Annotated in this window: 8 protein-coding genes; 7 read left to right on the forward strand and 1 reads right to left on the reverse strand. The window is 72.8% G+C overall.

The genetic code is table 11. From position 1 onward, the window contains the following. The first annotated feature begins 105 nt into the window (after positions 1 to 105). Positions 106 to 1020: a LysR family transcriptional regulator gene (locus WMF20_RS01410; protein WP_129572657.1), complete on the forward strand. Its 915-nt coding sequence runs from the start codon at positions 106 to 108 to the stop codon at positions 1018 to 1020. A 279-nt stretch (positions 1021 to 1299) separates the two neighbouring features. Then, complete coding sequence (locus WMF20_RS01415) at positions 1300 to 2352, forward strand: protein-glutamine glutaminase family protein (protein WP_437610007.1); 1053 nt, start codon at positions 1300 to 1302, stop codon at positions 2350 to 2352. Between the two features lie 60 nt (positions 2353 to 2412). Here the strand turns inward: WMF20_RS01415 and WMF20_RS01420 are convergent, their stop codons facing one another. Beyond that, positions 2413 to 3252: a class I SAM-dependent methyltransferase gene (locus WMF20_RS01420; RefSeq protein ID WP_437610009.1), complete on the reverse strand. Its 840-nt coding sequence runs from the start codon at positions 3250 to 3252 to the stop codon at positions 2413 to 2415. Positions 3253 to 3323: 71 nt separating this feature from the next. Here WMF20_RS01420 and WMF20_RS01425 point away from each other — a divergent pair, with 71 nt between their 5' ends. The 5 genes from WMF20_RS01425 (at position 3324) to WMF20_RS01445 (ending at position 15237) form a co-directional block, all read left to right on the forward strand. Then, positions 3324 to 7283 (forward strand): serine/threonine-protein kinase, encoded by a 3960-nt coding sequence (locus WMF20_RS01425; protein WP_437610012.1) that lies wholly within the window; start codon positions 3324 to 3326, stop codon positions 7281 to 7283. Then, entirely contained in the window at positions 7252 to 8565 is a 1314-nt protein-coding gene (locus WMF20_RS01430) for a hypothetical protein (protein WP_437610014.1), read from the forward strand. The genes WMF20_RS01425 and WMF20_RS01430 overlap by 32 nt, the downstream gene beginning before the upstream one ends. Then, positions 8565 to 11396 carry an NAD(P)-binding protein gene (locus tag WMF20_RS01435; protein WP_437610016.1) on the forward strand — a complete coding sequence of 944 codons (2832 nt, stop codon included), beginning with the start codon at positions 8565 to 8567 and terminating at the stop codon, positions 11394 to 11396. Before WMF20_RS01430 ends, WMF20_RS01435 begins: the two co-directional genes overlap by 1 nt. A gap of 119 nt (positions 11397 to 11515) precedes the next feature. Beyond that, complete coding sequence (locus tag WMF20_RS01440; RefSeq protein ID WP_437610018.1) at positions 11516 to 14596, forward strand: hypothetical protein; 3081 nt, start codon at positions 11516 to 11518, stop codon at positions 14594 to 14596. Beyond that, positions 14596 to 15237, forward strand: coding sequence for a peptidoglycan-binding domain-containing protein (locus tag WMF20_RS01445; RefSeq protein ID WP_437610020.1), 642 nt, complete (start codon positions 14596 to 14598; stop codon positions 15235 to 15237). The genes WMF20_RS01440 and WMF20_RS01445 overlap by 1 nt, the downstream gene beginning before the upstream one ends. Positions 15238 to 15355 lie beyond the last annotated feature (118 nt).

Consider the following 15355-nt stretch of genomic DNA (forward strand, 5'->3'; position numbering starts at 1 on the left):
CGGTGGAGACGCGGCCACTCGCCGCTGTCTGCGGTCATGGATAGCGAGCCGAGCCCGGTTGAGAAAGGCCCGGGATTCCGACACACTGTTTCGTCATCCGAAACAATGAGCGTCGACATCGAGTCGCTGAAGATCTTCGTGAAGGTGGCCGAGCTCGGGAGCTTCACGCGCGCGGGCGAGCACCTCGGCATGCCCAAGGCGCGCGTGTCGCTGCGGCTCTCGGCCCTCGAGGCCGAGCTCGGCACCCGGCTCCTCCAGCGCTCGACGCGCGTCGTGCGCCTCACGCCCGACGGCGAGGAGCTCCTCCCGCGGGCGCGGCGTCTCGCGCTCGAGGCCGACGAGGTCGGCGCGATGTTCCAGGCGGCGACGGCCCTGCGCGGGCGCGTGCGGATCGATCTGCCGGTGCGCTTCGCGTGCGATGTCATCATCCCGCGCCTGCCCGAGCTGCTCGCGCGCCACCCGGGGCTCGAGGTGCTCCTCAGCACGACCGATCGGCGCGTCGAGCCGCTCCGCGAGGGCTTCGACTGCGTCCTGCGCATCGGCGCCCCGGGCGACGCGGGGCTCGTCGGCCGGAGGCTCGGCGCCCTGCGGATGACCAACTGCGCGAGCCCGTCGTACTTGCGCGAGCGCGGTACGCCGCGCCGGCTCGAGGATCTCGATCGGCACCTCGTCGTCCATTACGAGTCGACGCTCGGCACCGACGCGCCGTCGTTCGAGTACCCGCACGAGGGCGGCTACCGCGAGCGGCCGATGCGCAGCGTGGTGACGGTGAACAGCGCCGACGCCTACCTCGCAGCGTGCGTGGCGGGCCTCGGCATCATCCAGGCGCCGCGGGCAGGGAGGGTCGCCAATAGCCTCGCCGCGGGCGCGCTCGTCGAGGTCCTGCCCGCCCTCACCTGCGCGCCCATGCCGGTCTCGCTCCTCCACACCCACGGCAGGAGCGTGCCGCGCCGCGTGCGCGCGGTGATGAGCTGGATCGCCGAGGTGCTCTCGCCGCACGTCGACGCGCTCGACCGCTGACCCGGGCAACCGCGCTGGAGCGAGCTCGACCCTGCATGTTCGAGCGAGCTCACCCGATGGGCGTCGATCTTCGCGACGCCGGGGCGCGCACAGCAGGAAAACGACGCGGTCGGGCGCGGTTCGCGCGAAGGGCGACCGGGGTGCCCGCATTCACCCAGGTAACCGTCCGGTCCCCCATGGGAGCCAGGCTCTCGTGGCGGTTCGTGTCGCGCATGCAGGGAGATTGAATCGATGAGACCGTCGTATCTTGCCTTGGCGAAATTGTTCTGTGTCGCGGCAATGGCCATTGCCCCCTCGGCCTGCGGCGGCGACGAGGGCGCCGATGCCGCGCCGGATCTCGACATCGAGCGGTCCGATGGGACGGCGCCGCTCGAGGGAAGCGGGAGCTGCCCGCTGCTCGACGGTGCACACTCGTACAACGAGCTCAAGGGCCCGCTCGCGAACCTGCCGATCGACTGCGTTCCCAGCTGGACCGAGGCGCAGCTGAGCGCCGGGTTCGCCCTGATCCGCGACACGCGGTTCGAGGAGCTCACCGTGCCGTCTCAGCCCGGCTTCCCGCGGCGGATCCCCTGGCTCGAGCCCGAGAACGGCTGCGAGGAGCGGGCCCCGGCGGCGACCTACTTCCTCCACGAGGAGAATTACCCGACGCCCTGGTACGCCAGGGTGACCGGGAATCTGATCTTGCAGACCGAGAACGAGCCGGACGGAGAGGTGTCGTGGAGCGGCCACGTCGCGCCCGTGGTCCGGGTCGGCGGACAGCTCATGATCCTCGACCCCGCCATCGAGCCGGCGGGGCCTCTCCCGATCGCGCAGTGGATCTCTCGCTTCGCCCCCGGCTCGTTCGACACGGCGGTGTGCCGCGACCACGCCAAAGACGACGGCTGCATGGACGCGGTGCCCGCGGCGCCGGCGCTCCCCAGCATGGCGTCCGATTACGACGGGATCCGCATGCGGCTGGTCTCCGAATGGCGCGTTCAGGAGCTGCTCGGGCGCGATCCGTACCGCTCCCTCGGCGACTGCCCGCCGTGGGTCACCACCTGCCCCCCCGAGCCCGCGCCCAACCCGAACCTGCCGCCGAGCATCCTGCGGTTCGCGTCGGACCGGACCGACATGCCCGTCTGGTATCCCATCTATGTCATCGGCGACAACTTCGTCCCGGGCTTGACGACCATCCGCATCACCGGGAACGGTATCGACGTGCTGGCGCCCATCTCCCAGATCAACAAGCGCAGGATCCTGATCGAGGAGGAGTATCCGTTCGGCGTCTATCAGGTGACGGCCTCGAACGGAGCGCACACCAGCCAGCCCGCGTCCCTGACGATCGCGTGGTGATCCGGAGGACCAGGCACGCGCGCCGGGGCCCGGCGCGCGTGCCGCCGGGCGCCGCCGCGGCTACGCGGACGCGATGGTGACGCCGATCCCCGGCAGCGCCTCGATCCAGTACACCGACGAGAAGCCCGCCTCGAGGAAGAGGCGCTGGAACTCCTCGCCCGTCCGGTGCCGGACGAAGCCGGGATCGGCGAGCACCGAGATCGGGCGCGCCAGCTCGACGAACCACGCGGGGCCGGCGTCGGCGACGAACGCCCTCCCGCCGGGCGCGAGCGCGCCGCGGAACGCCCGGGCGGCGGCCGCGCCGTCCGGGTAGTGGTGGAACGACAGGCAGCAGAAGATCGCGTCGAAGTACCCCGCGAACGCCGCCGGCGGCCGCGCCACGTCGGCCTGGAAGAACGCCATGTTGCCGCAGCCCGCGCGCCGCGCGCCCTCGTGGGCCTGCTCGAGCATCCCCCGCGACAGATCGGCCGCGACGACCTCCCCCTCCGGCACGAGCCGCGACAGCCGGATCGCCGCCTGCCCCGTCCCGGCGGAGGGATCGAGGATCCGGGCGCTCGGCGCGAGGTAGGGCCGCATCAGGGCCACCGTCTCGTCGACGATGGGCTCCGAGAACGGCCGCACCACGGCCTCGTACAGGTGGGCCACGTCGTCGAACGCCCGCACGCTCTCGTAGCCCTCCGGCTCGCCGGGCAGCAGCACCGGCTGCGCGTGCCGCAGCGAGAGATCCCGCCCGCCGCCCCGCGGCGCGCCCGCCTCCGGCCGCTCGCCGAGCGTCGCCGGCCGGTAGAGGCCCAGCCGGCGGAGCGCCAGCGCCGGCTGGAACACGTGCAGGTTCCACGAGAGGAGCGCCATCGCCAGGCCGTGGTTCAAGAGGTGCCGCTCGAGGCTCGGCGCGACCATCGATTTTCCTGCCACCATGCCCGCGTGACTGCGAGGACGTCCGCTTCTCCTCTATACTCTCCGACCCGCGGATGACGAGCAAGAGCGCCTCGTTCCTGGGCACCGGGCGTTTCGAGCTCCGAGCCCACCTCGGCCACGGCGGGATGGGGACCGTCTACCGCGTCCACGATCGCGAGCTCGGTCAGGACGTGGCGCTCAAGATGATGCACCAGCCGGGGCCGGAGCAGGTGCTCCGCCTGAAGAGCGAGTTCCGCGCGCTCGCCGGCGTGACGCACCCGAACCTCCTCCAGCTGCACGAGCTCTTCGTCGAGGACGAGCGCTGCTTCTTCACGATGGAGCTCGTCGAGGGGAAGGACCTGCTCCGCTGGATCCGCGACGATCTCGGCATCCCCGGGGCCGCCGTCCAGGCGCCGACCGCCGAGCGCGCGACGGCCACCATGACCCTGAGCCCGGCCACCCCCGCGCCCGGCGGCGACACGACCGCCAGCGCGGCGGGGAAGACGCCGCCGCTCGCGCCGCCAGGGGGCGCTCCGCCCGGCGCGCTGGACGACGGGCGCGGCGCGCCGCTCGCGGGGCCCGTCCCCGAGCAGGCCTGGGCGCGCCTGCGCCAGGGGCTCGCCGGGCTCGTCCGGGGGCTGCACGCCCTGCACGCGTCCGGCCGCGTCCACCGCGACGTCAAGCCCGCGAACGTGCTCGTCTCCGCGGGCGATCGGATCACGCTCCTCGACTTCGGGCTGGTCACGGCGCTCCGCGGCGCGAGCGAGCGTCCGCCGGGCGAGATCGCCGGCACCCCGGCGTACATGGCGCCCGAGCAGGTCCTCCGCGGCTCGATCACGCGGGCGGCGGACCTCTACGCGGTCGGGGTCATCCTCTACGAGGCGCTCACCGGCGTGCTCCCGTTCCGCGGGGCGGTGGACATGATCCTCTACCAGAAGGTCCACTACGCGCCGAAGCCCGCGCTCGCCCTCGCCCCCGACGCGCCCGGAGACCTCCTCGAGCTCGCGATGGCCCTCCTCGCCGTGGATCCAGATCGGCGCCCCGGCGCGGAGGCGTGCCTCGCCGCGCTCGCGCGGGGGCAGGGCGGCGCCGCGGCCGCCCGCGCCGCGGAGGCCGCGCCGGGGCCGCCGTTCGTCGGGCGGGCCGCCGAGATGGCGGCCATCACGCGGGCGCTCGACGAGGTCGCCGGCGCGCGGCGGCAGGTCACGGTGCACGTCCACGGCCCCTCGGGGATCGGCAAATCGACGCTGGTGCGCGAGCTCCTCGACGCCCAGCGGGGCGCGGGCGACCTCCTCGTGCTGCAGGGGCGCTGCCACCCGGCGGAGAGCCTGCCCTACAAGGCGCTCGACGCGGCGATCGACGGCCTCGCCGCCCACCTCGAGACGCTGTCCGCCGAGGCGCTCTCGGCCGTCGTGCCCGCGGGGGCCCGCGCGCTGACGCAGCTCTTCCCCGTGCTCGCGCAGTTCCCCGCGTTCCTCGCCGGCCCCGAGCCCGCCGCCCAGCCCGACCCGATCGCCCTCCAGCAGCAGGGCGCCGCGGCCCTGCGCGACCTCCTGGACCGCCTCGCGGCGACGCGCCTCGTCGTGCTGTGGCTCGACGACGTGCAGTGGGGCGACGTCGACTCGGCGCCGCTGCTCGACCAGCTCACCCGCGCGCCGGCGCCGCCGCTCCTGCTCCTGCTCACGTACCGCAGCGACGAGCGGCAGCGGAGCCCGCTCCTGCGGCACCTGCTCGAGGGCGCGGAGGGCGGCGGGGCGACGCGCACGATCGAGCTCGGCGCGCTCGCCGTGGACGACGTCGCGGCGCTCGCGCGGGCGATCCTCGGCGCGGACGGCGCCCGGCGCGCGGGGCAGATCGACGCCGTCGTCGCGCAGGCCGAGGGCAACCCGTTCATCGCGGCCGAGATGGCGCGCTACCTCGGCGCGCGCGCCGCCGAGGGCGGCGCAGGGGACGAGCGCGCGCCCCTCGACGTGGCGGAGCTCGTGATGGCGCGCGTCCGGGCGCTCGACCCCGGGTCGCAGCGCCTCCTCGAGGTCGCCGCCGTCGCGGGCAAGCCGCTCGATCGCGGCGTCGCGCTCGCGGCCGCGGGGCTCGACGAGCGGCGGCGGCCCCTCGTCGCCCGGCTCCGCGACGCGAACCTCCTGCGCGAGATCGCGGGCGACGGCGCGAGCGCCGTGGCCATCTACCACGACCGGATCCGCGAGGCCCTCCTCGCGGCCCTGCCGGCCGAGCAGCGCGCCGGCAGGCACCGCGCCATCGCGGAGGCGCTCGAGGCGCAGGGGGCGCGCGACCACGAGGCGCTCGCGTACCACTGGGAGGGCGCGGGCGAGCCCCGGAGGGCAGGGGAGCACGCGCTCCGCGCCGCCGACCGCGCGGCCGCCGCGCTCGCCTTCGAGCACGCCGCCGTCCTCTACGAGAAGGGGCTCGCGCTCTCGGGCGACGCGGCCGGGCGCGCGGGGATCCTCGAGAAGCTCGGCGACGCGCTGGTGAACCTGGGCCGCGCGCCCGAGGCGGCGGAGCGCTACCTCGAGGCGGCCGCGCACGTCGGGGGCCCGCCCGCCGCGGAGCGGGGGCTGGCGCTGCGGCGGCGCGCGGCCGAGCAGCACCTCAAGGCGGGGTTCATCGACGCGGGGTGGCGCGAGATGCGGAGCACGCTCGAGGCGCTCCGCGTGCCGATCCCGGGCTCGTTCGCCGGCGCGCTCGCCGCCGCGTCGTGGCGGCGCCTCGCCTTCTTGCTCGGGCGCACCGACGCGCGGCGGCGGGCCTTCCCCGCGGCGCCGCCGGCCGCGGAGCGCGCGCGGCTCGACGCGCTGTGGACCGCCTCCACCAGCATGTCGATGCTGAGCCCCCACCTCGCCGACGCCTTCCGGATGCTGCACCTCCGGCGGGTGCTGAAGGTCGGCGACGCCTCCACCGTCTGCCGCGCGCTCGCCTACGAGGCCTCGATGGAAGCGCACCTCGGCGGCGCCCTGCTCGACCGCAGCGTCGAGGCGCTGCTCGAGCAGGTCGACGCGCTCGCGGTCCGCACGCGGGACCCGTACGACGAGGCGTGGCGCGAGCTGGCCCTCGCCAACGTGGCGTTCACCCGCGGAGCGTGGCGGAGGACGGCGGAGGCGTGCCGGCGCGCGGACACGCTCTTCCGCGAGCGCTGCCCCGGCACGGCGTGGGAGCGCGTCACCGTGGCGATCTTCCACCACTTCGCCCTGGCCTGGCTCGGCGAGCTGCGCGAGCTGCTCCCGCGCCTGTCGGAGCTCGCGGGCGACGCGCGCCGCCGCGGCGACATGCACGCGCTCTGCGAGGCGCACGTGGGCGAGCCGATGCTCGCGTGGCTCGCCGCCGATCGCGGCGACGAGGCGCAGGCGAGCGCGGCGGCGGCGCTCGGCCGCCAGGCGTCGCGGTCGCGCCGCTGGCCCGAGCACGGCTACCGGCGCCAGGAGTACGCCGCCATGATCGCGTCGGGCTACGCGGCGCTCTACCGGGGCGACCCCTGGGCGGCGTGGGCGGCGGTGCTCGATCACTGGCCTCGCCTGGAAGCGTCGTTCCTGCTGCCGCTGCGCGGGACGGGCCTCGAGCTGCGCTGGACGCGGGCGCGCGCGGCGCTCGCGGCGGCGGCCACGCGCCCGCGCGGCCGGCGCTCGGGGTGGACCGAGCGGGCGCTGCTCGACGACGCGCGCGCGCAGATCCGCCGCATCGAGCGGGATCCGCTCGCGGCCGGCGCGCCGATCGGGCAGCTGCTCCGCGCCGGGATCGCGCGCGTCGAGGGGCGCGCCGGCGAGGCGGCGCGCGCGCTCGAGGCCGCGATCGCGGGGTTCGATCGGCTGGAGATGGCGCTGCACCGCGAGGCGGCGCGGCTCGCGCAGGGGCAGCTCGCCGGGGGCAGCGCCGGGGCCGCGCAGATCCGGCGCGCCGAGGCGTGGATGGCGGGGCAGGGGGTGGTGCGGCCGCGGGCGCTCGCGGCGGCCGTGGCGCCGGGGCTCGATCTCTCACCGGAAGGAAGGACCCATGCAGCAGCGACACACCGATCCGCGCCGTAGGCCCGTGCCGGCGCCCGTGCACCTCTTCGACGGCGGCGCCGGGCGCGCGCCCGAAGCCGCGCCGCGCCCGGGGGCGCCCGCTCCTCCCGCGCTGGAGCGGGCGCTCGGCGCCTTCCGGAGCGACGGCGTGAAGGCGAGGGCGGCCAGCTTCGCGGCCGACCTCGAGCCGCCCCGGCTCCGCCGCGCGCTCAACGATCCGGACCTCTTCCCGGACGAGGGCGGCGCGCCGGACGACCCCCAGGCGATCGCCGGCCTCCTCCTCGACCGGGCGCGGGACGGCGGCCGGCTCGCCCGCGCCTTCGAGCACGGCGCCTACCGCCGCTTCGACGCGTCCGCGGGCGAGGCGTGGGCGCGCGCCGTCGCCGAGCACCTGACGGGCATCCCGATCGCGGACCCCGCCCGCGTCTACGCCGAGGGGCGGCCGGCGATCGCCCGGGCGCTGTTCATCGAGGGCCGGGTGCCGCTCGCGGCGCTGTCCGAGGACGCGGTGACGGCGGCCCTGTGCGTGGGCGGCTGGGACGGCGGCAGGCACGGCGACATCGGGCGGGGCCTCGTGGGCCTCGAGCGCTGCCGGGAGCTCGGCGAGGCCATCGCGCCGGCCGACGCCCCGGAGCTGCTCCGCCCCTTCCGGGAGTGGGGCGGCGCCCTCTGGGATCGCATCGGGCCGGGCGCCTGCCTCTTCTGGGTGGGCTCGGCGGCCGGCGCGGGGCGCGTCGCGCTGGTCCTCCGCAAGCACGAGGACGGCGACCGGCGCGCGCTGCAGCTCTGGGGCACCCCCGGCCTCGAAGAGGTGCGGCAGGACGATCCCGCCGAGCCCGAGGCGCTCGTCGAGGGGGCGCTGTGGACGCGCTTTCCCGACCCGCTCGAGACCGAGACCGAGTCGCTCCGCTTCTGCGGCGTCGGGCTCCTCCCCGACGTCGGCGCCGCGCGCTCCGATCTGCGCCCGCGCGGGCGCGCTCGGCTGATCCTCCGGCGCAGGTCGGACGGGGAGCTCCTCTACCGCTCGGCGTGGCTCTCGATGGTGGCCGAGGGGCTCTCGATCGCCCGCCTCCTCGGCGCGCTGCGCGGCAGCCCGGCCGCCGCCGACATCGAGGCCGTCTGGCGCGTCCACTCCCTCTGCCTGACGCCCACGCCCGACGTCCCCGACAGCCAGTTCCTGCTCGAGTGCGCGTCCACCAGGCGGGGCCGCGTCGAGCTCCGCGTGGGGCCGGATCGCGGCGCCGGCGCGCTCGCGGACGAGCCCGGCGCGTACCTCCACGGCGGCGGAAAGGCGGCGTTCTGATGGGCGGCGGGAGCGATGCGGGCCGGCGGCCCACCGTGAACGTCTTCGGCGCCGGGATCGCGGGGCTGACGGCCGCGCACGAGCTCGCCGAGCGGGGCTTCGTGGTGCGCGTCGTCGAGCAGGACACCTGCCTCGACCGGCACGGCCGGCGCCGGATCGCCATGGGCGGCGTGGCGCGGACGCAGTACGCGATCGCCCGGCAGGCGCGGCCGGGCGGGGCCGAGGGGCCCTGGTCCGCGCGGTTCTGCCGCAGCGACGTCGACGGGATGAGCGCCGTCGCCGAGGCGCGCGACCTGCGCCTCGTCCCCATCCACGTCCCGTTCGCGCGCGGGAGCCACGCCGCGCCCGGCGGCGAGGCGCGCGCCGACGTCGAGGGGCGCGTGCGCGCGCTGCTCGCCTACCTCCGCGGCAAGGACGTCGATTTCCGGCTGGAGATCACCGGCTACGCCGACGCCCACGACGACGCGCCGCCGCCCGGCCCCGGCTCGAGGCCGCTGACCAACCCCGAGGAGCACCGCGAGCTCTGCGTCGAGCGGGCCGAGGCGGCGCGCGCGCTGATCGCCGCCGCCGCGGGCGGCGCCGCGTGCACGATCGCGGCGAGCGGGCAGGGCGAGCGGGCGCCGCGGCGATCGGACGGCGCGGCGCCGGACCACAACCGCTGGGCCGTCGTCGAGGTCTGCTTCACGGTGCTCCCTGGCGAGCACGGCTTTCGCTTCTTCCCTTCTTATTACAACCACGTCTTCGACACGATGCGCCGGATCCCGCTCCTCGACGAGGACGGGAACGAGAGCGGCAGGACCGTGTACGACAACGTGGTGCCCACCCCGAACCAGGGCATCGTCAGCGGCGGGCTCAGCCCGCTCATCATGCCGCGCTCGCCGCCCGGCTCGGATCACGAGCGCGCCGAGCGCCTCGCGGCGCTCCGCACCATGGGCTACACGGCGGCGGATCTCACGCAGCTCATGCTGCGCGTCCTGCGGTACATGTGCACCTCCGCGGGGCGCCGGGCGCAGGAGATGGAGCGCATCTCGTGGTGGGAGTACCTCGAGGGGTACGATCCCGCGACCGGCGCCCGGCTCTACCATTACAGCGAGCGGTTCGAGCGGGACGCCAAGACGCAATCGCGCGTCCTCGCCTCGTTCGACGCCGTGTGGGGCGACGCGCGGACCTGCGGCAACACGTACGTGCAGCTCTTTTACAACTGGGTCCGCACGCTGCCCAAGGTCGACGGCACGCTGAGCGGCCCGACCAGCGAGGCGTGGCTCGATCCCTGGAGGGCCTACCTGGAGCGGCGCCTCGGGGTGCAGTTCATCCTCGGCGGGCTGGAGCGCCTCGAGCTCGAGGGGGGCGAGATCGTGCCCCACGGCTTCCTGATCCGCCTCGCCACCGGGGAGCGGGCCGAGGGAGACGACCTCACGCCGCGGGAGAGGGAGCTCATCGAGGCCCTCCGGAGCGCCGATTACCACGTGGTCGCCACCGACGCGTGCTCGGCGGAGGCGGTCACCGAGCCGCTGCGCCGGGCCGGGGTCGCCGCGGGCGTCCCGAGGGATCTCGGCGGCTTCACCACGAAGGTCCGGCCGCCGCCGCCCGAGGAGGGCGAGGGGGCGCCGCGGCCTGCGGCCGGCGCGGGGCACGCGTTCGGCGTGACGGCCTGGGATCGCTTCCAGACGATGTCGGGTCTCCAGTTCTTCTTCACCCAGGAGCTGAAGATCAACAATGGATATGTCTATTACAGCCAGGCGCCCTGGGGATTGACCTCGATCAACAGCGCGCAGTTCTGGCGGCGCCGCCCCACGCTCGAGCGCGACGGGTTCGTCTCGCTGCTCAGCATCGACCTCTGCGACTGGAACACCCGGGCGCGGGAGGGCGCGGCGGCCGGGAGGACCGCGGCCGAGTGCGGCCCGGTGGAGATCGCCGAGCAGGTCTTCGCGCAGATCGTGGCCGAGATGCGCCCGGCGGGCGCGGCGGCCGAGGCGCCGATCTACGATCCTCCGGCGCCGGCCTGGTTTTACCTCGACGAGCTCCTCGAGTTCGACGAGCGCGGCGTGTTCACGCGCGCCCGGGTCCCGTACCTCGTGCCGATCAAGGCCGATTTCCAGAGCCGCCCCGGCCCGCCGCCGTGGGATCCGACCCCGCGGGTGGTGAGCCCGCCGCCGGCGAAGGCGCCGGAAGCGGCGCTGTGGCAGGCTCCCCACGGCGGCTATCTCGTGCACTGGGGCAAGCTGGTCTTCGCCGGTGTGTACCTGAAGACCTTCACCCGCATGTCGACGATGGAGGCGGCGAACGAGTCCGGGCGCCACGCGGTCAACGCGATCCTCGACCACCTGCGGCTCGTGAAGGCGCCCGCGATGGGGGCCGCGGCGGGGGCGCCGGGCGCGCCGGCGACGTCGGGCGTCCCCGGGGGCGGGCCCGCGCCGGCGCCGGGCGGGGGCTACGCCGGCGCCGCGCCCCAGGGGGCGCGCCATATGCGATCGGAGGTCTTCTACCGCTCCACGCCGGCCGGCGATTACTGCGCGATCTGGGACATGGAGCACTGGGAGCTCCCCGAGTTCGCGCTGGCCAAGCAGTACGACGCCTGGTGCCTGGAGCGCGGCCTCCCCCACCCGTGGGATCTCCTCGGCATCGAGCGGATCCCGTCGCTCGTCTCCAAGCTCGCCCATTCGGCCGGGGCGCCGGCGGGCGCCCGACCGGCCGGGGCCGACGGCGCGTCGCTCGACGCGCTGCTCGAGGGGACCCTGCGGATGGCGTACCCGTGGGGCGGGGCGGACGCCGTGCTGGAGATGCTGCGGGGGATCCGAAAAGCGGTCGAGGAGGGGAGCAAGCTGGCCTGAGCGCGCCAGCGGGCGTGCAAAGTCCAGCCTCGGTCGAGAGGAGCGCGGTTCTGCGATCGCGTCAGCGTTCTGTGATCCCGTGAACCCATGGTGAGCAACATCGGAGCGAGAGGATTGCCATGAACGTCATCGACGAGCCGCTGTGCCCCAAGTGCAACACTCTCACCACGTTCTACGGATGCTTCGCTTGCCAGGGGCGGACCCTCTGCGGCCGTTGCTTCGCTTGCACCGACCGGGGCTGCGCGCGGAACTCGCACGAGCGTCACATGCACGAGAGCGAGCGCCTCGTCGGGTTCGACTTTGGATCGTCGTGGCTGTACCCGCAGACGCCGAACGTGCAGGAGCAGTGGCTCGATTGGAGCTCCTGGTCGGTCAAGTTCGATTCGACGAGCACGGAGATCCCGACCGAGGAGGACCCGCCCTCCCGCAAGAGGGCGCGCGCCAAGGAGGGCGAGGGGGAGACATTCGATCCGAAAAAGAGATTCAAACCGGCTCCCAAGCTGCTCAAAGTCGCCAAGGCGGGCAAAGGGCACCCGAAGAAGCTGTCGGACAACACGCGAAGGCCCCCTCCTCTCAACCTCGGCGTGGCGACGTGGAACCTCAACCATATCAATCAGGCGGAGGAGAAGACCAGCACCATCGCCTGGATCTTCACGCGCCACCTCTGGATCGACGTCCTGGCCCTCCAGGAGGTGAACCTCGCCGGGAGAGACGTGCTCGAGAAAGAGGCGTTCGTGACCACGCTGGAGGAGGGGGGCCTCGAGTGCCGCTTCGGCCCGCTCATGCGATCGTTCTCCGCGGTCGGCCCCAAAATCGAGGTCGACGACGAGGAGGAGGACGAGGGGAGCACGAAGGGCGAGGACGACGAGACGGACAGCGAAGGCGAAGACGACGACGGCTCCCCCGAGGAGGACGCCCCCGAGGCCTACGATCGCGGCTCCGTGAGAGAGGAGACATGGTCCATCTGGGGGAAGGACCTCAAGGTCCGAGTGACCGGCGAGGGCGAGGGCGTGAAGCTCCGTGAAGTGGAAGTGGACATGGGGTGGTTCAAGACCTGGAAGAGCGTGCGGCTCGGCCAGCCGGAGTACTACCCCGTCGTCGTGCGATCCCGAATGTTCCGGGAGGCTCGCGAAGACGACGCCTGGGCGTCCTACGACGGCAAGCGCCTGGCGCCCGGGGTCCATTACTGGGCAAAGAAACCCTGCGCCCTCAAGCTGTGCGAGCTTCCAGGCGACAAGGCCCTGCCCGTCGTGGAGAGACTTCCTCTGAAGAAACCGCCGAAGAACGGCTCCGTCTACCTGCCCGTGGCGCTGCTGGAGGAGCTGAACCTGCAGCTCAACAAGAACGGAGGGGCGCCCGTACGGACCAATGCTGGAACCTACGTCCGCTCGATCAAGAGCACCGTCCGCTCCAAAGGAGCGCCCTGGGTCCGCAAATGGGTCTTCACGCTCGAGCAGCACCCCGAGGTCCAATTGTTGCTCGTGCAGATGAAGCCCGCGGCCGACTTGAAGCGGCTGATCGCCGACTATGAGAAGACGAGCAACACGGACCAACCGGACAAGACGCTCGTTCGCCAGTTCAAGAACTACGAGAAGGCCTGCCGGCAGCTCGACGCCCAGCCCGAAGGGCAGCTCGTCGCCTACCTGCAAACCCGCTTCTGGCCAGCCTACTGCAGGCCCGTCGTCGTACACGACCTGGAGCTCCTCGAGCCCCAGGGCGAGAAGGTCTCCGTCGGCGTCGTCCACACGACACCCGCCGGACACGGGCTCAAGCGACAGGGAGAGTACGAGCAGCTCGAAGGGATGTTCGCCTACGTCGGCCAGGCAGGCGGGCACTGGGTGCTCGCCGGCGACTATTACCTCGATCCCGAATCGACGGTGGTCAAGTCGACCAAGCTGAATCATTGCAAGAGCCAGCTCTTCGAGTCCCATCTAGCGAAGGCGAACCTCGAGCTCGCGATCTCGGTATCGGCGACGAACCAGACCCGTCTGAAGGGAAACGCCAAGAACATCCAAGACCGCACGACCAGGATGATCCTCGCGAAGCAGGAGGATGGGAAGACGGGAGAGCGGAGGGTCGTCGTGCTCAACAAGCGCGCCGACTTCTTCGCGCACTCGAAGACGTTCCGCTTCCGACAGGCGGGGATCGTCGCCCCGGGCGGCGGCCTCTTGCCGCTCGACTTCGACCATCGCGCCCTGAACTGGTGGTCGGACATCAGCGATCATTGTCCGGTGGGCGCCCTCCTCAGCACCGGGGAGCGACCCCGAGCCTGGCGCCGGTTCGAGATCCAAAAATTACCGAAAGACTTCAGGTCGAAGATCGAGGAAGCCTGCGAGAAGGTGGCGTGCATGCGGAGGGACGCCGTTCGAGGGATCAGCGAGTCGCTGGCCGACCTCTGCGAGCTCGCGAAGCAGCGCCAAGGAAGGAGCGACGTCTGGACCGCATGCCTCAAGAGCTTCTGTGTACTCCTCTCGTGCGTGCTCAAAGATCCCGATTTGTCGGATCTCGCCCCCGAGGTGCCGGAAGCGGACTATGAAGCGTTCGCCGAGGAGTCCAGGGGGCTTACCAGCGAGTCGCTGCTGCAGTGGCTCTCGTACTGTCACGACGTCCGGCGCCCGACCGACGAGCGGCTCACGAACTTCATGATCGCTCGATTGAAAGCCGATCCCATCGACGCGGGGCTGAGGGCCGTGCTCGAGCTCGGCCCCGCTCCCGTGAAACCGGAGAAGAAGAACAAGAAGAAGGCGAAGAACGTCGGCCCGACGAGCATGGAGCTCGAAGAAGAGAGGCTGTCGGACGACGATCTCCGCAAGGTGGGCCAGGGGTGGATCGACAGGGGCCGGGAATCCAAAGACGAGTGGGATCGAAGAGCGCGCGGGTACCTCCTCGACTGCTGGGTGGCGGGGAAGCCCGAAGGCTTCGAGGAGCTCGTCGGCGACGGCATGGCCCTTTGCAACCGCGTCCACAAGGCCAATCGCTACCTGCACCTCCTCAACTACGTCCTCGGGGATCTCGATCTGGAGGACGAGAGCGAGACGTACGGCTCGATCACGCCGAGGGACGAGGAGAGCCGCTTCGAGCCGATTCCATACTTCGAGGTCGGTGAGTTCCAGGCGCAGCTCCTCGGATCGCGCGGAAAATCGAAGGTGGTCTCGAGAGGCGAGGAGGAGACGGGCTCGGAGGACAAGGAGAATTCGTGATGGGTTTCAAGCACGTCGTGAGGCCGGGAGAGTGTCTGTCGAACATCGCTTTCCGTTATGGATTCTATCCCGATACGCTCTGGAACCTGCCCGAGAACGCGGCCCTCCGCGAGAAGCGCTCGAACCCCAGCGCCCTCCTACCGACCGAAGATGTCGTCTTCATCCCCGACAAGCGTTTGAAGATCGAAGAGCGGCCCACGGGCGCTCGTCACACCTTCCGCCGCCGCGGCGTGCCAGAAGAGCTGCGACTCCGGTTCCTCGACGCGAAGTCCGAGCCGCGCGCCGGCGTCCCCTATGTGCTCGAGATCGACGGCGCCACGTTCGAGGGCGAGACGGACGGCGACGGCTTCATCGTCGTGCCCATCTCACCCGCCGCGGCGAAGGGACGGCTCCTCCTGGGCACCGGCGAGGAGCAAGAAGAGATGGCGCTCTCGCTCGGCCATCTTCCGCCCCTCGATACGGCGGAAGGGCCGCTGGTGCGGCTCGTGAGCCTCGGTTATCTGGAGAGCGAGGAGCAGGGCCGGGAGGAGGGCCTCCTTCGGATCGCCCTGGAAGACTTCCAGAGCGACCACGGCCTGCCGGTGACGGGAGAGGCCGACGGAGCGACGCTCGCAAAGCTCGCCTCCGCGCACGGCTCGTAGCCGGGAGACCCCGCTGATCATCGTCTCCTGCCGCAGTGCATGACGACACATCGGGGGCCGGACTCCCCAAAGCGCTTCCCGGAGCACTTTTCAGGCGTGATTCGTGCCAACCAGCGCC

Origin of the sequence: Sorangium sp. So ce834 (assembly GCF_051521425.1) — a bacterium.
Classification (GTDB): domain Bacteria; phylum Myxococcota_A; class Polyangia; order Polyangiales; family Polyangiaceae; genus Sorangium; species Sorangium cellulosum_D.

What these genes read in the sequence shown, in the direction of transcription:
- WMF20_RS01410 (WP_129572657.1), top strand. Translation starts at nt 106, where the DNA reads ATGAGCGTCGACATCGAGTCGCTGAAGATCTTCGTGAAGGTGGCCGAG.
- WMF20_RS01415 (WP_437610007.1), top strand. Translation starts at nt 1,300, where the DNA reads ATGGCCATTGCCCCCTCGGCCTGCGGCGGCGACGAGGGCGCCGATGCC.
- WMF20_RS01420 (WP_437610009.1), bottom strand. Translation starts at nt 3,252, where the DNA reads ATGGTCGCGCCGAGCCTCGAGCGGCACCTCTTGAACCACGGCCTGGCG.
- WMF20_RS01425 (WP_437610012.1), top strand. Translation starts at nt 3,324, where the DNA reads ATGACGAGCAAGAGCGCCTCGTTCCTGGGCACCGGGCGTTTCGAGCTC.
- WMF20_RS01430 (WP_437610014.1), top strand. Translation starts at nt 7,252, where the DNA reads ATGCAGCAGCGACACACCGATCCGCGCCGTAGGCCCGTGCCGGCGCCC.
- WMF20_RS01435 (WP_437610016.1), top strand. Translation starts at nt 8,565, where the DNA reads ATGGGCGGCGGGAGCGATGCGGGCCGGCGGCCCACCGTGAACGTCTTC.
- WMF20_RS01440 (WP_437610018.1), top strand. Translation starts at nt 11,516, where the DNA reads ATGAACGTCATCGACGAGCCGCTGTGCCCCAAGTGCAACACTCTCACC.
- WMF20_RS01445 (WP_437610020.1), top strand. Translation starts at nt 14,596, where the DNA reads ATGGGTTTCAAGCACGTCGTGAGGCCGGGAGAGTGTCTGTCGAACATC.